At 42.9% G+C, this 19,681-nt stretch carries 13 protein-coding genes and 1 pseudogene; 9 read left to right on the top strand and 5 right to left on the bottom strand.

Annotation, left to right across the window (positions count from 1 at the left end; genetic code table 11):
- The coding region (locus AB4167_RS11310; RefSeq protein WP_372136551.1) for a VCBS domain-containing protein at positions 1 to 3,368 on the bottom strand (3,368 nt) is incomplete at its 3' end.
- A 233-nt stretch (positions 3,369 to 3,601) separates the two neighbouring features.
- On the opposite strand from AB4167_RS11310, the gene AB4167_RS11305 reads away from it, so the two are divergent.
- The 5 genes from AB4167_RS11305 (at position 3,602) to AB4167_RS11285 (ending at position 11,145) form a co-directional block, all read left to right on the top strand.
- Entirely contained in the window at positions 3,602 to 4,066 is a 465-nt protein-coding gene (locus AB4167_RS11305; protein WP_017102898.1) for a hypothetical protein, read from the top strand.
- Positions 4,067 to 4,165: 99 nt separating this feature from the next.
- Positions 4,166 to 5,608, top strand: coding sequence for a TolC family protein (locus AB4167_RS11300; RefSeq protein WP_256798862.1), 1,443 nt, complete (start codon positions 4,166 to 4,168; stop codon positions 5,606 to 5,608).
- Between the two features lie 11 nt (positions 5,609 to 5,619).
- Positions 5,620 to 7,359 carry an efflux RND transporter periplasmic adaptor subunit gene (locus tag AB4167_RS11295; RefSeq protein WP_256798111.1) on the top strand — a complete coding sequence of 580 codons (1,740 nt, stop codon included), beginning with the start codon at positions 5,620 to 5,622 and terminating at the stop codon, positions 7,357 to 7,359.
- Complete coding sequence (locus AB4167_RS11290) at positions 7,356 to 10,499, top strand: efflux RND transporter permease subunit (RefSeq protein WP_372136550.1); 3,144 nt, start codon at positions 7,356 to 7,358, stop codon at positions 10,497 to 10,499. The genes AB4167_RS11295 and AB4167_RS11290 overlap by 4 nt, the downstream gene beginning before the upstream one ends.
- A 106-nt stretch (positions 10,500 to 10,605) precedes the next feature.
- Complete coding sequence (locus AB4167_RS11285; protein WP_372128174.1) at positions 10,606 to 11,145, top strand: cupredoxin family protein; 540 nt, start codon at positions 10,606 to 10,608, stop codon at positions 11,143 to 11,145.
- A gap of 126 nt (positions 11,146 to 11,271) precedes the next feature.
- Here AB4167_RS11285 and AB4167_RS11280 read toward each other — a convergent pair whose 3' ends face one another.
- Positions 11,272 to 11,529, bottom strand: a complete 258-nt coding sequence (locus AB4167_RS11280; RefSeq protein WP_050634283.1) for a hypothetical protein — start codon at positions 11,527 to 11,529, stop codon at positions 11,272 to 11,274.
- 300 nt (positions 11,530 to 11,829) lie between these two features.
- Between AB4167_RS11280 and AB4167_RS11275 the strand changes: the two genes are divergently transcribed.
- Complete coding sequence (locus tag AB4167_RS11275; protein ID WP_102393547.1) at positions 11,830 to 14,115, top strand: glycoside hydrolase family 9 protein; 2,286 nt, start codon at positions 11,830 to 11,832, stop codon at positions 14,113 to 14,115.
- 540 nt (positions 14,116 to 14,655) lie between these two features.
- On the opposite strand, the gene AB4167_RS11270 is transcribed toward AB4167_RS11275, so the two are convergent.
- The 3 genes from AB4167_RS11270 to AB4167_RS11260 all read right to left on the bottom strand — a co-directional run bounded on the left by AB4167_RS11270 (position 14,656) and on the right by AB4167_RS11260 (position 16,406).
- Positions 14,656 to 14,808 (bottom strand): hypothetical protein, encoded by a 153-nt coding sequence (locus AB4167_RS11270; RefSeq protein WP_170962377.1) that lies wholly within the window; start codon positions 14,806 to 14,808, stop codon positions 14,656 to 14,658.
- A gap of 129 nt (positions 14,809 to 14,937) precedes the next feature.
- On the bottom strand, positions 14,938 to 15,429 hold the full coding sequence (locus AB4167_RS11265; protein ID WP_102393549.1) for a hypothetical protein: 492 nt from the start codon (positions 15,427 to 15,429) through the stop codon (positions 14,938 to 14,940).
- A gap of 77 nt (positions 15,430 to 15,506) precedes the next feature.
- Positions 15,507 to 16,406 (bottom strand): NYN domain-containing protein, encoded by a 900-nt coding sequence (locus AB4167_RS11260; RefSeq protein ID WP_372136549.1) that lies wholly within the window; start codon positions 16,404 to 16,406, stop codon positions 15,507 to 15,509.
- Positions 16,407 to 16,610: 204 nt separating this feature from the next.
- Here AB4167_RS11260 and csx16 point away from each other — a divergent pair, with 204 nt between their 5' ends.
- The 3 genes and pseudogenes from csx16 (at position 16,611) to AB4167_RS11245 (ending at position 19,642) form a co-directional block, all read left to right on the top strand.
- Entirely contained in the window at positions 16,611 to 16,961 is a 351-nt protein-coding gene (csx16, locus tag AB4167_RS11255) for a CRISPR-associated protein Csx16 (RefSeq protein WP_102393551.1), read from the top strand.
- 221 nt (positions 16,962 to 17,182) lie between these two features.
- The gene (csm6, locus tag AB4167_RS11250) at positions 17,183 to 18,586 is read left to right on the top strand and encodes a CRISPR-associated ring nuclease Csm6 (RefSeq protein ID WP_372136548.1); all 1,404 of its coding nucleotides are present in this window, start codon (positions 17,183 to 17,185) and stop codon (positions 18,584 to 18,586) included.
- Between the two features lie 190 nt (positions 18,587 to 18,776).
- A pseudogene (locus tag AB4167_RS11245) lies at positions 18,777 to 19,642 on the top strand (IS5 family transposase).
- The last annotated feature ends 39 nt before the right edge of the window (positions 19,643 to 19,681 follow it).

Genomic DNA, 19,681 nt, shown 5'->3' with positions numbered 1-19,681 from the left:
CTGTTGGCGGTGAATACCCAATGGCCAGTGGTATCAATGGTGAGATCACCGTTGGTGCCTGAGATAGAATCTGGTGTGAAGGTATTGTCTGGGTTATCAACATCGGTACTGGTGAGGGTGCCTGAGGTGGTTACCGCTTTGTCGGTTTCATCGATGGCAATGGTCGCGCTGCTGACAGTAGCGGTGTCGTTAGTGCCGTTAATCGTGACTTTAATGGTCGAAGGTGTGCCATCAACGGAAGTGACAGTGAAGGTTTCTTCGACTTTATCGCCGACATTCAATTGATTAAACGCGCTGTTGGCAGTGAATACCCAGTGGCCAGTAGCATCAATGGTGAGGTCGCCATTGGTGCCTGAAATCGAATCCGGTGTAAATGCATTATCTGGATTATCCACGTCAGTACTGGTCAACGTTCCTGATGTCGTTACCGCTTTATCCGTCTCATCCACACTGACTGTTGCGGTACTGACTGTCGCTGCATCGTTAGTGCCATTAATCGTCACCTTGATCGTCGAAGGGGTACCATCGATGGACGACACCGTGAAGGTCTCTTCGACCTTATCGCCGACGTTCAGTTGATTAAACGCGCTGTTGGCGGTGAATACCCAATGACCATTGGCATCAATAGTCAGGTCACCGTTGGTACTGGAAATGGAATCGGGTGTGAAGGTATTATCTGGATTATCGACGTCGATACTGGTTAGCGTGCCTGATGTGGTTATCGCTTTGTCGGTTTCATCGATGGCAACGGTCGCACTGCTGACAGTGGCTTTGTCATTGGTGCCATTAATCGTGACCTTGATGGTCGACGTTGTGCCATCAATAGACGAGACAGTGAAGGTCTCTTCGACCTTGTCGCCGATATTTAACTGATTAAATGCACTGTTGGCGGTGAACGCCCAATGACCATTAGCATCAATAGTCAGGTCACCGTTGGTGCCTGAAATGGAGTCTGGCGTGAACGTGTTATTGGGGTTGTCGACGTCGGTACTGGTTAGCGTGCCTGAAGTTGTTACTGCTTTGTCAATTTCATCAATGGCGACGGTCGCACTGCTAATAGTGGCTTTGTCATTAGTACCATTGAGCGTGACTTTGATGGTTGAAGTTGTGCCATCAATTGATGATACGGTGAAGGTTTCCTCAACCTTATCGCCGACATTCAACTGATTAAAGGTACTGTTTGCGGTGAAGGTCCAATGACCATTGGCGTCAATAGTAAGATCCCCGTTGGTGCCTGAAATGGAACCTGGCGTGAAGGTATTATCTGGATTATCTACATCGGTACTGGTTAGGGTGCCTGAGGTGGTTACCGCTTTGTCAGTCTCATCGATGGTGACAGTTGCACTGCTAACAGTGGCTTTATCGTTGGTGCCATTAATCGTCACCTTGATGGTCGACGGTGTGCCATCAACAGATGACACAGTGAAGGTTTCTTCGACTTTGTCGCCAACGTTTAATTGATTAAACGCGCTGTTAGCTGTGAAGCTCCAATGACCATTGGCGTCAATAGTCAGGTCACCGTTAGTGCCTGAAATGGAATTCGGTGTGAACGTATTATCGGCGTTATCCACGTCAGTACTGGTTAGCGTACCTGAAGCCGTTACCGCTCTGTCGGTTTCATCTATACTGACCGTTGCTGTACTGACCGTCGCTTTATCGTTGGTGCCATTGATATAAACATTAAGTTCAAATACCGATCCATCTTTTGTATGTATTTTAAAGCGCTCGGTTAGCGTGTCGCCATTATTCAGTTGTTCTATATTCGGATTGTTATTGTTAGCAATGTAAGACCAAGTGCCTTGACTCGTAAGTTTTAATTCGCCATAAGCCCCATGTAGATTCTCAGGCAAAAATGTTGATTCGTTGAAGTCTTTATCATCAACATGTAATTGACCGCCGGTATGTAAATGGCCATTTTGCACATTTACATCCTCATATATGGTTTTCCCCAGTCCCGAAGGAGGTGCACTAATATTTGCCTTTGAGGGGAGGTGTGGAAATTGACTGCTTACTACTGGATTATCATTAGTGCCTCTCACGTTGATAGTTACGTTGTGAGGTGTACCGTCAGCAGAGTGCACCGTGAAGGGATCTGTCGCTGTTGAACCTTGCCCTAGGGCTTGAACGGCTGGGTTCGTGTTATCCAGATCGTACGTCCACTTACCTGAATCAGTCAGATGCAAGGTACCAAAGCTTCCTACAATATCGGTATTTGAAAAGTGGGCTTCCCCAGTATCGGCATCAATAACGCTAAGCGTGCCTGATGTTTGGAGTTGAGACTCTTCAGTGACTGAGCCCTTACCCATCCCCGTAATTACGGCATTGTCGTCGTTCCCGCCGATCGTCATATCAATGGTTTGTGGCGTTCCGTCTTTGGTGTGAATAGTGAAGCTTTCGTGTAATGAAGTGGCTGCGGTTAGCGCTTGAACATTCGAAAGAGAGTTATCAACTTGATACTGCCAATGTCCATCAGCATCGATAGTTAATGAACCATATTTACCTGAGATAACTTCCGGCTTCACCGAACTTTCATTTTGATCAGGGTCTATGACATCAATTTTGCCGTTCGCATGTAACAAGCCTTGTGAATCAATATTGTGATCTTCTGTTACGACACCTGTTAAGTCTCCAGAAATACTTGGCGTGTCTTGCTTACCTGTTATTGGTATCTGGACAATGATGCTCGAGCCATTAGATAGATGTAACGCAAAATGGTCAGTACCTGGTTGGTGCTGATTTAACAGGATGTATTGAGGAGAATTTGGATTCAATACGAATGTGTATTGACCATTTGCATCAACATGAAGCTCTCCGTACGTACCTTTTATGACTTCTGGCATAAAGGTGACAGGTAAAGCGGGCGTCGTAGGCGCATTCGAATGAGTCGGCTGACCGTTACTCCCTGAGGAGATAGTCGGCATCGATACCGAAGGAATGTAATGGACTTGCGGGTGAGAAAGCGTCGACAAATGATGAGAAGGAACCAAGTGAGAGCTCGAACCATGGGCGGCATGACTTGCACTTAAGGTGGAGTTTACGTCGCTGTCACTCGTCTGAGCTTCTTGGAGAGCAACCGCTGATGAGTCCGCCTTGCTATGGTCATCGGTGACATCTTTTTCGGTCACGTTATTTGCGGTTACTTGATCTGCAGCGTCGCTGGAATTGTCTATACTTTCCGCAGCAGCGTGTTTAGCCAATGATGGCAAAATCATCATGAGTGACTGAAAAAGTGGGATATTCACTTTTAGATGTGAATGCAGTCTGCGCTTCTTTTTTTGTGTTGGTTTCTTTTGTTCTATCTCGTTACTTTTCTTATTTTTGATTTCTGTATTTTTCTTGTTTGTTTCGACGTTTTTTTTGTTAGCCATTTTTATCATCCGTGAATCGTGGTTGCACTGTCTTAAGTAAAATACACAGATAGAGGTTTCGCTAGCTAATTGGATAATTTTTAAAGAAAAAACTGCAAAGTCGAAGAATTATCTCATTTTGATGAAAGAGAGGATGAATACTTTTTCAACGGTCAGGTAAATATCGGCACAATGGCATTGACCTTACCCTAAGGGGAACGTTTATAGTTGCGTTGTAAATTCAAAGGTAAGCTATGACAAACACATTCCGAAAAACTTGGATTATTGTTTTCAGCATCATTGCGATGTTGATGTCTAGCTATGCCTCAAGCTCCTCAGCCTTGATGACTGAAGTAATGATGATGGAAATGGGGTCGAGCAAGTCGGCTTGTTACCACAGCGATACTTCGGTTAATGATTCAATGGCAGGGTGTCATGTGATGAGTGAAGAAGTACACCCTGAAGACTCTAACATGAGTGCTCATGCTTTGATGGCTCAATTCGATATGTCTTCAATGAGCGAAGACGGCAGTCCGATGATGGGTAACCATTGTTCGAGTGCCGATTGCTGTGCCTCAATGTGTTCTGCAAGTCCCTATCCAATTCAGGCTGTTCAAGCCGTTGATCAACTTTCCTTTTCATTAGCTCGTTTTCAATCGGTCACGATTGGCCAGAAAGTCGCACGCGCTCAATCTTTGCTACGCCCACCTTCCGCATAAATCTATATCTAAAAATACAGCTCTATCAGTTAGATAAACCTGATAAGCCATTCTTTTTTATGCGCTAATTAGCGCTAGATATGGACATTCATTGTGAATATGAAACCAACAACCTCTGTGTTTGTCATGAACACGAGCTTAGTGGTTGCTGCTGCTTTGCCTATGGCCTTGTTTTCAAGTGCTACGCTCGCGGCTGCCACGGCGTCAGCTTCAAATGCTCAACACATTTCAGCACATGACCAAGCAAGCTCGACGCAGCAACTCAATACACTGATTGAGATTGCTTTAAGCGAAGATGGAAATCGCAAACAGTACTTTGCTCAGTCTCAAGCGATGCGAGAAACGGGCATTTCCAGCTCGACCTTAATGGACCCGAAATTGAAAGTTGGATTTGGCGGTTTGCCTGTCGATAGCTTTCAATTCGACGAAGACCCGATGACTAATATATCGGTAGGGCTGATGCAGCAGTTTGAGCGTGGCGATACGCTTAACCTCCAACAGAAAAGGGCAGGCCAGCAGGCTGATGCTTTAGCTTTGCAGGTGCAAGCAAGAGAATTGACGGTTGCGAATAGCATGACGCAGCTTTGGCTTGAGTTAGGTTATCAGCAAAAGGCTGAGTCGGTGATTCGTCAAAATCGTCGTTTGTTGGTTGAGCTTGAAAACGATGTACAAACCAATTACTCGATTGGTAAAAGTGAAGCGCAAGATCTGCTTAATGCTCAGCTTCAAGTGAGCAAGCTTGATGAAAAACTTCAGGCAAACCAGCAGGTTCAGCGTCGTCTAATCTCTCAGCTTTCTGAATGGTTGGGTTCTGATTGGCTTGGCTCTCAGGTTCTTGATTCTCAGGGTACACTGAATGCAACTAACCAAATCGATTGGTCGTTATTGGAAAGCAAATTAGCGACCAATATCGATTCAACCAAGCACTACCAGCTACTGACTGACCATCCTTTGGTTAAGATCTCCGATGTCAGTATTTCCTCCAATCAAACTCAGGTCGAGTTAGCAGAGCAAGCTTATACCCCGCAGTTTGGGGTGGAAGTGATGTATGCACACCGTCAAGCCAACAACATGGCGGGTGAACCTGCTTCTGATCTTGTGAGTGCTTATCTGACAGTCGACATCCCGCTGTTTACAGGGAACCGACAAGATAAAAACTTATCGGCTGCTCAGTATCAAGTTGGTGCGGCTAAATCTCAAAAAGACACCTTACTTTCCCAAATGAACGCGCAAGTGAACGCATTGCTGGTGGACAGAGCAAATCTGATCCAGCGATTAGATCGCTATCAAACGTCCTTGCTTCCTCAAACTGCAGCACGAATCAGCGCGGTTGAAAGGGGCTATCAAAACAATACCGCTCAGTTTAACGATGTCATTTTAGCAACGACCGATGAGCTGGCGCTTAAGTTAGAGCAACAACGTTTGATCACCGACCTCAACATCGTTAACAGCAAACTGGCGGCGTTAGTCAGTGGCTTTGAATACCAAGTAAACCAACCACAACTCAACTCAAGCGCAACTAAACACACAGCCAATCAATAAGGGAATAGACAATGAATACAGTAAAAGTAGCGACTATCGCTTTATTGGTCGGTGGGGCATTGGGTTTTAGTGTGAATCACTTTGTCGTTGGGTCAGCACATAACATGTCAGCAATGGCAACGAGTACAGGCGCCGAAGTAAATAAACAAACCAAGGATGAACCTCTGTATTGGGTGGCTCCGATGGACCCAAATTATCAGCGAGACAAGCCGGGTCAGTCACCTATGGGGATGGATTTAATCCCTGTTTACGCGGATGACTCAAGTGGTGCTAAAGATGAGCCCGGTACCGTGTTCATTGATTCGTCGGTAGAAAATAATCTGGGTGTCAAAACAGCGAAAGTTAAGTTCGAAGCGCTGTCTCCTCGGATTGAAACCGTGGGTTATGTGGCGTTCGATGAAAGTGCGCTATGGCAAACCAACGTGCGTGTTTCTGGTTGGGTGGAAAAACTCTCCATCAACGCAGTGGGTGAGAAGGTAAACAAAGGTGATGTGCTTTTCACACTCTATTCTCCAGAGCTTGTTAAAGCACAAGAAGAGTTGATCAGTGCTTATAAAACGGGTCGTAAAGGTTTGATTAAGGGCTCGACTGAACGCTTAATTACCTTGGGTGTTGATAAGACTCAAATCCGCGCTATTACGCGCAAAGGCAAAGCCTCACAAACCATTGAAGTCAAAGCGCCAGCCGATGGTGTCATCGCAAGCCTGAATATCCGAGAAGGTGGTTATCTTTCACCTGCACAAGCGGTGATCAGTGCAGGCCCATTAGGCGAAGTATGGGTTGATGCTGAGGTGTTTGAGCGTCAAGCGCACTGGATCTCGTCAGGCAGCAATGCGGTGATGACGCTAGATGCCATTCCCGGCAAAGAGTGGTTGGGTAATGTCGATTACGTTTACCCAATCCTTGACCCAAAAACTCGAACTCTGCGCGTTCGTTTGAAGCTCTCCAATCCAAATGGTGAGCTTAAGCCAAATATGTTTGCCAATATTGCGCTGAAACCCATCAGTGATGAAGCCGTTCTTACTATCCCAAGATCTTCGGTGATTCACTCCGGTGGTATGACTCGAGTGGTGATGTCAGAAGGTTCTGGCAAGTATCGCTCTGCTCGTATTGAGGTTGGTCGTGAAGCTGGCGAAAAAATAGAGGTGCTTCAAGGGCTAGAGCAAGGCGAAAATATTGTCACTTCTGCTCACTTCATGTTGGATTCTGAATCGAGCCAATCTGCTGATCTGTCACGCATCAATGGTGTTGAGGAAGAAGCTGAAACCGTATGGACGAACGGCGAAATTTCCGATGTTATGCAAGGCAGTCGCATGGTGACGATTAACCATCAGCCTGTTCCTGAATGGGATTGGCCGGGCATGGTGATGAATTTCACCTTTGCGGAAGGCTTGGACATGAGTGACGTGCAACGTGGTAAGGCGATTGATTTTGAGATGAGAAAGACAGAGTCAGGGCAGTACGAGGTTATTGATTACAAGGTCAACAAACACAAAATCGCTGGCGAAGTTTGGGTAACGGGTGACATTACAATGTTGATGGCAGATTTTGGCATGATCACCGTAAAACATCAGCCTGTCCCTGAGTGGAATTGGAAAGCGGGTGAAATGAATTTCCAAGCCAGTGATGACCTTGATTTATCGGAGTTTGCCGAGGGTCAAACCATTCGGTTTCTAGTAGCGAAGCAGGGTTCAGATTATGTGCTCAAATCTCTCGAACCGACGAATAGCAAGGGTGAGGGCACATTATGATCAATGCAATCATTCGCTGGTCTATTAGCAACCGCTTCTTAGTGCTGGTTGCTACTGTAGCCATCGTATTTGGCGGCTTATACAGCGTTAAAAATACACCGGTCGATGCCATTCCAGATTTATCAGATGTTCAGGTAATTATCAAAACCAGTTATCCGGGGCAAGCGCCACAAGTGGTCGAAGATCAGGTGACTTATCCATTGACCACCGCCATGTTAGCCGTACCAGGAGCTGAAACGGTTCGTGGTTACTCGTTTTTTGGTGATTCCTATGTATATATCATCTTCAATGATGATACTGATATGTACTGGGCGCGTTCACGAGTGTTGGAGTACTTAAGCCAAGTTGCACCTAACTTGCCATCGAGTGCCAAGCCAACACTAGGGCCAGATGCAACCGGTGTGGGCTGGGTTTACAGCTACGTGTTGCAAGATAAAACCGGTCAGCACGACTTAGCGGAACTTCGTAGTTTGCAAGATTGGTTCTTGAAGTATGAATTGCAAACCGTAGAAGGCGTGTCTGAAGTTGCGACCGTTGGCGGCATGGTGAAGCAGTACCAAGTACAGATTGATCCTGCCAAGTTACGTGCATATGACCTGACGCTTCAGCAAGTCAACAAGGCAATCCAAGATGGTAATCAAGAAACAGGAGCGTCTGTTGTTGAGATTGCTGAAGCCGAACACATGGTTCGTACGACCGGTTACCTGACAAGCATCGAAGACATTCAATCTCTGCCGTTAAAAGTGACCGACAAAGGTACTCCGCTGTTACTGGGCGACATTGCTGACATTAACCTTGGCCCGCAAATGCGTCGTGGTATCTCTGAACTCAATGGTGAGGGTGAAGCGGTTGGCGGCGTTATCGTGATGCGCTTTGGTGAAAATGCCAGTGAAGTGATCGACTCGGTTAAATCCAAGCTTGCGGAACTGCAAGCCGGCTTACCTGATGGTGTCGAGATTGTCGCGACTTATGACCGTTCTACTTTGATTGATGCAGCCGTTGAAAACCTTTGGAAGAAGCTGGCTGAAGAGTTCGTCGTGGTCGCCGTGGTGTGTGCGCTGTTCTTGTTCCATATCCGATCATCACTGGTTATCGCGCTAAGTCTGCCTGTTGGTATCTTAGGTGCATTCATTGTGATGCATTGGCAGGGTATTAACGCCAACATCATGTCTCTTGGCGGGATCGCGATTGCGATTGGCGCCATGGTGGATGGTGCCATCGTAATGATCGAGAACGTTCATAAACACATTGAACGGACTCCGCTTACTGACAAAAACCGTTGGCAGGTGATTGGTAAGGCAGCAGAAGAAGTTGGCGCGCCGCTGTTCTTCTCTCTGATTATCATTACCTTGAGCTTTGTGCCTGTGTTCGCGTTAGAAGGCCAAGAGGGCAAGATGTTCTCGCCACTTGCCTTTACCAAGACGTATGCGATGGCGGCAGCGGCAGGTTTGGCTATCACGCTTGTGCCTGTGCTAATGGGTTACTTCATTCGCGGCAACGTGCTACCTGAACACAAAAACCCAGTAAACCGCAGCCTAGTGGCGATGTACAAGCCGCTTCTGAACCTCAGCCTAAAATATCCAAAGGTGATGATTGTTATCGCACTTAGCTTAATGGCGTCTGCTTATTACCCAACCAGTAAGCTTGGCAGTGAGTTCATTCCACCTTTGGATGAAGGGGATTTGATGTACATGCCAACCACGTATCCGGGCATCTCAATAGGTAAGGCTCGTGAGTTGTTGCAACAAACCAACAAGCTCATTAAAACCATTCCAGAAGTCGAAACCACGTGGGGCAAAATTGGTCGAGCAGAGACGGCAACCGATCCTGCGCCACTGACTATGATTGAAACCGTGATTCAGCTTAAACCGCGAGATGAGTGGCGTGACGGCGTCACTACTGAGTCGCTACGAAAAGAGTTTGATGATCTGATTCAATTCCCCGGTTTGACCAACGCTTGGGTCATGCCAATCAAAACGCGTATCGACATGTTGGCGACCGGTATTAAAACGCCAATTGGTATCAAAATCGCAGGCCCAGATCTGAGCGTGATTGAGGACATTGGCTCTCAACTTGAACCCATCCTCAATAGCGTGAGTGGTACGGCTTCTGTCTACGCTGAGCGTGTTGCGGGTGGTCGTTATGTGACGATAGACATCAAACGTCGTTCTGCTGCGCGATATGGCTTGAGCATTAAAGAAGTGCAACAGGTTATTTCGACTGCGGTTGGTGGCATGAACGTGGGTGAAACCGTTGAGGGGCTAGAGCGTTACCCAATCAATGTCCGTTACCCACAAAGCTATCGTGATTCTGTCGTTAAGCTGCAGAACCTGCCGTTAGTGACACCAAATGGAGCGCGAATTGCTTTGTCTGATGTTGCAGATATTCGCTATGAAGATGGACCACCAATGATTAAGACGGAGAACGCGCGTCCTAATGGTTGGGTGTTCGTTGACATCGAAGGTCGCGACCTTGGTTCTTATGTGGCAGAGGCGCAAAAAATCGTTACAGATCAAATCGTCTTACCTGCGGGTTATTCATTGGCGTGGTCTGGTCAATACGAATACATGGAGCGCGCGAAGGAGCGTTTGAGTGTCGTTGTGCCAATCACAATCGCCATCATCATGTTGTTGCTCTACCTCAGCTTCCGCCGTGTCGGTGAGGTGATGATGATTATGCTGACATTGCCACTCGCGATGGTTGGTGGTTTATGGCTAATGCATATCCTCAATTACAACTTCTCCATTGCAGTGGGTGTGGGTTTCATCGCGCTTGCCGGGGTTGCTGTTGAGATAGGTGTGATCATGTTGGTCTACTTAAACCAAGCGTGGCACTACAAAAAATTGGATGCGGAGCAGAACCAGCAAGCACTTCAGAGTGAAGACTTAACGGATGCGATCCGTGAAGGGGCAGGACTGCGTGTGCGCCCTGTGATGATGACGGTACTTACGGTGATTATCGGCCTCATTCCAATCATGTATGGCGAGGGTACGGGCTCAGAAGTGATGCAACGAATCGCAGCACCCATGATAGGCGGTATGGCTTCTGCGCTGTTGCTCACCCTACTAGTGTTGCCTGCAATCTTTAAGCTCTGGAAACAGCGTGAGATTACGCACAGTCAAAACGAAACAAACAAATAACGTATTGATTATTAGCCCTTACTGACCAAAACAGAGTGGGTAAGGGCGTACCACACAAACATGTGAAACTAACAAATAAATAACTGAATTTATCTAAGGAACGATCATGAAAAAGACACTTATTGCGATTGCACTGACGTTAACTACTGCAACGGCTTTTGCTGAAATGGACCACTCAATGATAAAAAATGGAGAGATGGATCATTCAAAAATGGATCACAGCATGATGAAGGATGGAAAGATGGACCATTCGATGATGAATATGGAAGGTATGTCAGAAGTGGGTATGCCTGCGACAGGCGCAAAGCCGGATAAAGTGGTTCATGTTCTGCTAAGTGACGATATGAAAATCACATTTAAGAACAAGGTTGATATTGAGCCGAACGACGTGGTGCAGTTTGTTGTGATGAACACAGGCAAGATTGATCACGAATTCTCGATTGGTTCTGCCTCAGAGCAGCTAGAGCACCGTGAAATGATGAAAAACATGGGTAATCACGCTCATGACTCGGGTAGCACAGTTACGGTTAAGCCGGGTAAAGCGAAGCAATTGCTGTGGCATTTCCATGGCGATAATAACGTAGAGTTCGCGTGCAATATTCCTGGTCACGCTGAAGCGGGTATGGTGAAGTCGATAACGCTTTAGACGTTAATCAATAGCGCTTAGTTGAATTAGATAATTCAATGAGGGCTAGAAATTAAAGATAAGTCTTAACTTATACCCAAAGCGCTTTGCTGTGAGGGATTCGCTGAGGCTTATCTTTATTCATAATCACTGTAGCAAGATAGAAGTTTCAAGCAGGTGGTGTGCTTCGCCGCTCAGATGCGGTAGCTCTGACATGATCTTCTTAAGCTTGTCGTCGATTGATTCTGCTTCATTCAGCGATCGAAAAGCCAGTACAGCCTGTTCAGGCTCGCTGTTCACATAACCTTTCAATGTATCTAGCTGAATTTTATTGGCATTTTCAACTTTTGCTAGCGCGACATTAATTGCTTCGATGTTGATTGTTAACTCATTGCTTTTAAACATTTTTAATTATTTATGGGTTGTTGCTAATGCGCGCACATTACCACAACTGTTTTTGCAGATATTGACCAAGATTATTAAACCCGCACTTTTATGAAATCTGAGTTTAATTGAGAAGCACTAGCACAATATCGTTTTGTCTATCCATGCAATTGATTCATGAACTTGTTCCTTAGTGTTAAACATCACAAGAAATCATAATATTTATTTTAACGAGTCTATTTTTTGCGAATGTTAACTCTCTATTATTGAATCTATTTCGCTAGTTTCCTTGGAGATATTAAACATCTTTAAGGAATAATGATGAAAAAAGGAACGTTATCTCTCGCGGTTTTCATGATTTTATCTTCTGGAGTAACTTATGCAGAAGAGCAGATTAGGAATAGTCACTTTAAAGGCAATATGGATGGCTGGTGGAATGCCGGCGCCAACATAGCAACAGAAAGTAATGAAGCGTGTATTGATATAAAAAACCCAGGAAAAAATTCTTGGGATGTCATTTTAGGTCACAGTGGCATTGGTTTAGAGCAAGGTCAAAGGTACCAAGTATCGTTCGATGCATATGCGAATATTGATACTGAGATGAAAGCCTTGATTCAACATGAAGGCCCTCCCTATACACACTATTTTCTAACCGAAGTAGGTGTATCCGAAGACAAGCAAAGCTATACGTTTGATTTTGTACACGAACTTGATAGTGACGCCGATACAGAATTCCAGTTTCAATTAGGCGCACAGAAAACTGGTGTCATCTGTGTTGATAACGTTTCTGTTGTAGGTAAGCCATTTGTAAAAGTAGCGACTAAGATGCCTATTCGAGCTAACCAAGTTGGTTTCTTACCGAAATCTGATAAATATATCTTTGTTGAAAATACCTCGACGACACCTTTGAAATGGACATTAGTCTCTCAATCAGGGATCAGCCTCGACCTCGGTAAAACAGAAGTATTCGGTTTGAATAAAGCGTCGGGTGAGCACATTCACCGAGTTAACCTTTCAAAATATACAGACACGATGAGAGGTTTAACGGTCAAGGTCGATGACGATGTAAGCTATCCATTCGATATTCGAAATGATGTTTATAGCAAGTTGAAGCTCGATGCGTTGTCTTACTTCTATCAAAATCGCAGCGGCATTGAAATAAAGCCAGAGTTCGTTCAACGTGAAGATCTTGCGAGGCCCGGTGGCCACATGTCCGATACTGCAACCTGTTTTGATAAAGTTGATAGTTGGGGAAATAAATGGCCTGGCTGTGACCTGACTATTGATGCGACCGGTGGTTGGTACGATGCAGGCGATCATGGTAAATACACGGTGAACAGTGGCATCTCAACATGGACACTTCTGAATTTATACGAGCGAAGTCAGTTCCTAGAAAACAAATTGCTTCCTTTTTCTGAGGGCAAAGTGAAAATCCCTGAAGCAACCAATGGCGTTAATCCGTTGTTGTCTGAAGCGCGTTGGAACATTGAGTTCATGTTAGCGATGCAAGTCGACTCTGACACGCCTATCTCTGTCCCTGTTGGTAATCAGTCCGCAAGTAAACAGCTAAAACTTACCGAGATTAACGCGAGAGGGCTGGCATTCCATAAGATCGCGGATGAGTCTTGGACGGGCATGCCATTACCGCCACACAAAGATACTCAGAAACGTTATGTTGGTTATCCTACTACTGCGGCTTCATTGAATCTGGCGGCAATCGGTGCTCAGTGTGCACGTATTTGGAAAGATATCGACAGTGATTTCTCACAGTTATGTTTGGATTCAGCGATCAAAGCGTGGAACGCCGCAAATCAACATCAAGATATCTATGCTTACGACAACTTCACAGGCTCTGGGCCGTATGATGATATCGAATTGAGTGATGAGCGATACTGGGCTGCGGCCGAGCTCTTTATCACAACCAATGATGAGGTTTATAAAAAAGTATTGATTGATTCTCCACACTATCTTGAAGTGCCGAAGGGGAACATCAATGCGGATGGTGATATGTATTGGCAGTATATAGCGCCTGCGGGCACTGTGAGTTTAGCCGTGGTACCTAACTCATTAGACAGCCAGGCTATTGAACAAGCACGTAAGAACATCATTAAAACGGCTGAATCTTATACCAAGCAAGTTGCCAATGAAGGCTATAACATTCCTTATACCGTAGAAGAGTATTCGTGGGGCTCAAACTCCAACCTTGTAAACCGAAGTATCTTTTTGATTTACGCTAACGATTTTTCCAATGATGTTCGATACATCAAAGCGGCGGCTAGTGCGATGGATTATATCCTCGGAGGTAACCCGATGAATATCTCTTATGTTACTGGTTATGGAACGAAACCTGCTGAGAATCCTCATCATCGATTCTGGGCTTACGCTGCTGATGAAAGTTCACCAAAACCAGCGCCGGGTGCGTTAATTGGAGGCCCAAATTCGGTAAGTTTTAGTGATCCTATTGCCGCTGTGATGAAAGGCAAATGTGTTGGACAAACGTGTTACAGCGATAATATTGGAGCTTGGACGTTGAACGAGATAACCATCAACTGGAATGCGCCGCTAGTATGGGTTACTTCTGCTTTAGATGAAGGGCAGCTTGATTGAGGTAATCAATTAAATTAAGAATATTCAAAGAGTAATATCATTTGGTATTGCTCTTTTTTAATACAAAAAATCACACAATGAAGTGCGCAGTTTTAATTGTTTTAGACTTTAAGCTAAGCGGAGATGGTGAATCTAAAGGGGGATTGTAACTAAAGATAATTTGAAACTAAATAGAGGTTGGAGCGTGCAGCGGGAATCGTATCCCGCATCTTCAACCTCCTGCTTGTGTTTGTTCTAGAAGATTAGAATGCGGGCTTTATGATGCGCTTGCGGTCTTCACGTTAAATATGGATGTTTCCGCGCTCTACTGCCCCACAGAACTCTATCCAGTCCTGAACGTATATGTAAATAGGATGGCTAACTGTTTTCCCAATCATGTACTTATCTAATGCAGCTAGTACATCCTGAGGTAAATCAGTAGGATCTACGACTGGAAAGGTCGAGCCAACGAGTCTAAATTCTTTCAATTGAGGTAGGTTTTTCATTACAATTTATTCATCATATTATGTGGTTGAACGTAGGTTTTGGGGAAATATCAGACTATTCTGAAAGATGTTCAGGTGACTGCCGCCCTAAAATTGCCCTTATTTTTGAAAGCTCCATGTAGCCCAAGTCACCACAGATTCCATTCATCTCCGTTTGAACTAAATGCAGTAAAATATCTACCTGATCATTTGTTAACTCCAATTCCATTATTACTCCAATCATACTTATTCAACATAATTTCTATCGGTCGAGCGTCATCGATGCTGCTTAGTAACTAGCTCGTTCTTTTTACGAGGTTGCCTAACTTATCAGTCTGCTGACCAGTCTAGCTCTTATTTATCCTGATGCTTTATTCTTATTGTCCGTAACATCAGAACCACAAGTAATGGAATCAAGCAGAGCCTCTACTAGTGTTCGAGATCTGTTTTTGGGAGAGTCTCTTTTAGCAAACTCAACGAGTGCTTGTCGAAGAATATTATCTAAATCGAATTTTTTGGTATAAACCTTTGAGATGTAATGCAGAAGCACATGTGGTAGAGAGAATGCATACTGCACATTATCTAAGGAGATTCTTACGTTACAATACCCAAGCCTTGACTCGTAATCCTGCATGCTTTTTTCAGGAAGAATAGAAAGGAAAGCCTTTTCAGCTACTCGATATGAAATACGGTCACCACCTAGTTCATTATGAAGCTTGGTAGCATTTTGTCGTAACCAAGTTTGACCATTTTCATGCTTACTGCTTACTGCACCATATAATGCAGGATCAATGCTAATTTTAGATGTACCATTGTTATGGCGGTAAGAGATCGTTTTTGTCATTCTCATAGTGATATCCTAATAAATAATTTTTAGTTAAATAGTGTAATTGTAATTGTAATTGTGGTTAGATGGTTGAAAGCCATTTAATTAAAATAATGGTTACTATGTTTTTTATTTTTCAGTACGTCTAACCAATTACTTAAGGTGTTCTCTACTTTCATTTGTAAAGTCTTTGCGCATTTGATCCAAAATTTAGTGTTTAAAATTTCATTCTTTCTATTTGTTCTGATTAGATCATCATTATTGATTCTTTTTACACATTCTTGTTGCGTTTTTCTTAAACGAAATTGGCTATGCTCACCGTTCACTCTATGCTCAAAGTATTCAATGTTTTTTAGGATACTAACAAGCTTTAGGTTTCTTTTTGTCAATTTGAAATGTGCAAGTTTACCTCCTAAACATGATATATTGACCCAATAACCATGCTGTAATTCTTGATAACAGATTGACATAAACATCTCAAAATCCAAGTTGCTTGGAAACCTCTGTTTAGTTTCCGAGTTGATAGATAACATGTCTTCTAATCCAATAATCGAATTTTTTACTATTGGATTGTCTAACTTAGGTGATGTATTTAAGCATTCAAAATCGGTGTAGCTACTCTTATATCCATCATTTGCTTTGTTAGTTCCAACTCCAATAACTTTTTTCTCTAGTTCAATGAGTTTTTGTATTAGCGGACCAAAATCTGAATCATCCGAACAAAAGATAAAAGTGTCGGCTCTATTTGTTAACGCTAATTCCATCGTATCTATTGCTAGCAGCATATCGGTGGTATTCTTTTTATTAGCGGTTTCTTGAGCATGAATGTAACGTACACTTTGACTCGCAGCGTGTTCGCCCCATGCATTATTTGTTTTTGCGACATTGGCATACACGCGTTTAATTATTACGTCACCGTATGCCTCAGCCTTATCAATACATTTGTATATATGCTTAGCCGAAATATTTTCGCCATCGATCATCAGTGCTACTCTTGTCATTAGCTATCCCTATACTTTGTAAATAATCTCAATGTGGTTTGTCGAGTGCGTTAATCATTTCGAGATGGATTATTCTCGATTGTTAGCGGAAGTACCACTTGCTCGGATCCGAGCAAGTACTAAGGGAGTGCCTTCGTTGTGTCAGTGAGTCTCTTTTATTACTCGGCTCCGACTAAGATCAGCAAAGCCTCTAGCTCTGATAGAATGCGGTGTAACGTATATGATTGGATACAAACGATGAAAACCTATTTTGTTACTCGCCACCCCGCTACGATTGACTTAATTAAGAGCTTTAATATAGATATACACCATTGGTTGACTCATGTTGAATCAATCGATATGTTTGAACCTGGTGATACCGTGCTAGGCACATTACCTATTCATTTGGTGGTGGAGCTGACCGAGAAAAATGTAAACTATTATCACTTTTCCTTGGATATCCCATCGTACCTAAGAGGTAGGGAATTGAGCTACTTACAATTGATTGAATGTAGCCCACGTTTAGAAAAATATGAAGTCTTACGAAGTGATTGCATTTTCTTGAATAGAAAATGAGCGTAATAAGTAACACCATCAAATTACAATAATTCATCATGAAAAATGGCTATCAATTGATAGCCATTTTTTTATTAACAGTCAGTAACAATAATTAAATTCAATGAAATCTGAAAATGTGTTATAAATTAATAACTTAAATAGTATCACTCGAGTGAATATCATTAATTTTCAACCCGAGTTTTGTTACTTATTCATATTGTATTTATATAGGTATTTCTGTGTTCGAAGAAAAAATTAAAACAAAAAAACCATGGCATTTAATTACTGTGCTAGGTGGGTCTCCTGCTGTTATTACTGAAAGTTTATATGCGATGTACGCTCATGAAGACATGGAGTTTCCTGAAAAGATTACGATATTTACGACTCTTCTTGGCTTTAAAAGGTTGATAAATCTAGAATGCGTTGCCACACCGCGTGACTTTGATGATGAAAATCATAAAATTATTGATTTTTATATAAATAAAGAAATAAAGAAGTTATGTGATGAGTATGATATCCCTATCGACAATAGACTCATTAAAATTGATGATATCGTCATTATAACAGATGAGAATGGCGAATATCTAAGTGATATCAGGAATGAACAAGATCAAAAAAATATGGCTGATATTATTTGTCAGAAGGTAAGAATTTTTGCTTTAAATGAAGAATACCATTTGCATGCTTCGATTGCAGGTGGAAGAAAAAGCATGTCATTTTTCTTAGGTTATATTTTTTCTCTATTTGCTAGGCCAGAAGATAAAATGAGCCATGTGCTGGTTGCTCGAAACGATCTCGAGGGTACTAATTTCATGTTTCCACCAAATGTGAAAAAATTTAATGAAAAAACTCCCCCGTCATACGATAAATACGATAAATCAAAACTCGTTCTTACTGAGGAAGAATGTGGAAAACCTATTGTAGAGCTGGCCGATATTCCTTTTGTTCCATTGGGTAATTTTATACCTAATATCCGGATTGATAAAAACATGTCTGCTTCCTCTAGGAATAAAAATAGGAGTTTATTTGAAAACTATACAAAAGAATTGAAAGCAACGTTAGAAGAAAATATTGAGTTGAAATATGATCCTGTCGCTAAAAAAATATATATAGGTGAAGATGAATTATATTTAAATCCTTTTTGTTATGCTTATTATTCGATATTGATTGAGGTGTGCAAAGAAGGTAAGGAGTATATTTTCTCACAAGAAAGATATTGGAATGAAAATACATGGAAGTCTAACGGAACTGATCAAAGTATAGACAATGTTTTCTATGAAAGATTAAGAGATAAGTTTATAGATAAATATCCGAATGGAAATAAGCTCAAAGATGAATCTGGAACAGGTCAAGCCAAAATAAACAACTTTATCAAAGCCAATATAGATAATGAATATATTGCGAAAAATATGAAAATAAAGATTGATGAAGATAACGATAAAATAAAAGAATATAAGATATTTAATGAAATAAAGAATTTATCCGATACGATAAATGACAATATTAGAAAAAATATTACTTTGTCACAATCTAACTTTGATCTTGTTAAAGCTTCATCAGCAACAGTTAAGGTGGAAGGAAAAGATGAGAAGACTAGTCGTTCTTACTTAAAAATTAGCAAAGATAAAGTTGTCATTGGTTAAAGCCTTGGGAAGGGCTTTGTTGCGTAATTAAGTTTAGAGATAGAGCCACCCCGTTTCGCGTATTTCTTAGTCAATACGACAAGTTTCAGGGGCGTTGTTGCCTAAACCAGTTGAACCTTTTTCAAGTTCTTCGATCTGATCCTTTGTAATGGTTAGAAGGGCGGTGATATGGGTAAAGTGAAAAAATAAAATCACTAATTGGGCAGAGTACAATAAGGCTCTTTGCAAACGTGGTTCGGTTACGTTCTGGATAGATGACTCAGCCATAGATGCATGGCAATGCAAAACTCATCATGGTAAGCGTGGTAGAGGCTTCCAGTACTCAGATACAGCGATTGAAACTGCCTTGATGATTAAGGGCATCTTTTCGCTGCCATTACGTGCCCTTCAAGGCTTTATTGACTCTATCTTTGAGCTATTGGATGTTCCGCTGACATCCCCTGATTACACCTGTATCAGTAAACGTTCAAAGACAGTTCAGGTCAAATATCGTAATAAATCCAGAGGAGCTATTCGCCATATAGCCATTGATTCGACTGGTCTTAAAGTCTTTGGCGAGGGTGAGTGGAAAGTGAAAAAGCATGGTGCAAACTGCATTTAGCTGTTGATGTAGATACTCACGAAACGATTAGTGCGGAAGTCAGCCTTGTAAATGTTGGCGATAGTGAAGTGCTACCGACGTTGCTCAATCCACTACGCAGAAAGGTCATAGCCGTATCTGCAGATGGAGCATATGACACTAAAAACTGCTATGAGACTCTGAAAAATAAGGGCTGTACTCCGCTAATACCGCCTCGAAAGAATGCGGCGCTTTGGGAAGATGGGCATCCCAGAAACGAAGCCGTAGAGGCTCTGAAAAATGGAACAATAGCGGAGTGGAAATCGGAGTCTGGTTACCACTATCGCTCAATATCTGAGACCGCAATGTCTCGATATAAAGGACTAACCAGCGGTAAATTGAGCTTGAGATGTTACAACGCTCAAGTGGGAGAAATCATGGCGAATGTCAAAGCTATAAACAAAGTCATAGGACTAGGTATGCCTGTTAGAAGCTAACGGCTAGTCATATATGGCTTCGTTGATCTTCAAGCTGAT

It is taken from the genome of Vibrio sp. 10N.286.49.E11 (assembly GCF_041469505.1).
Classification (GTDB): domain Bacteria; phylum Pseudomonadota; class Gammaproteobacteria; order Enterobacterales; family Vibrionaceae; genus Vibrio; species Vibrio crassostreae_C.
The sequence above is the reverse complement of the archived record's forward strand: the minus strand, read 5'-3'. Positions and strand labels throughout refer to the sequence as shown.

What these genes read in the sequence shown, in the direction of transcription:
- AB4167_RS11305 (WP_017102898.1), top strand. Translation starts at nt 3,602, where the DNA reads ATGACAAACACATTCCGAAAAACTTGGATTATTGTTTTCAGCATCATT.
- AB4167_RS11300 (WP_256798862.1), top strand. Translation starts at nt 4,166, where the DNA reads ATGAAACCAACAACCTCTGTGTTTGTCATGAACACGAGCTTAGTGGTT.
- AB4167_RS11295 (WP_256798111.1), top strand. Translation starts at nt 5,620, where the DNA reads ATGAATACAGTAAAAGTAGCGACTATCGCTTTATTGGTCGGTGGGGCA.
- AB4167_RS11290 (WP_372136550.1), top strand. Translation starts at nt 7,356, where the DNA reads ATGATCAATGCAATCATTCGCTGGTCTATTAGCAACCGCTTCTTAGTG.
- AB4167_RS11285 (WP_372128174.1), top strand. Translation starts at nt 10,606, where the DNA reads ATGAAAAAGACACTTATTGCGATTGCACTGACGTTAACTACTGCAACG.
- AB4167_RS11280 (WP_050634283.1), bottom strand. Translation starts at nt 11,529, where the DNA reads ATGTTTAAAAGCAATGAGTTAACAATCAACATCGAAGCAATTAATGTC.
- AB4167_RS11275 (WP_102393547.1), top strand. Translation starts at nt 11,830, where the DNA reads ATGAAAAAAGGAACGTTATCTCTCGCGGTTTTCATGATTTTATCTTCT.
- AB4167_RS11270 (WP_170962377.1), bottom strand. Translation starts at nt 14,808, where the DNA reads ATGGAATTGGAGTTAACAAATGATCAGGTAGATATTTTACTGCATTTA.
- AB4167_RS11265 (WP_102393549.1), bottom strand. Translation starts at nt 15,429, where the DNA reads ATGAGAATGACAAAAACGATCTCTTACCGCCATAACAATGGTACATCT.
- AB4167_RS11260 (WP_372136549.1), bottom strand. Translation starts at nt 16,406, where the DNA reads ATGACAAGAGTAGCACTGATGATCGATGGCGAAAATATTTCGGCTAAG.
- csx16 (WP_102393551.1), top strand. Translation starts at nt 16,611, where the DNA reads ATGCGGTGTAACGTATATGATTGGATACAAACGATGAAAACCTATTTT.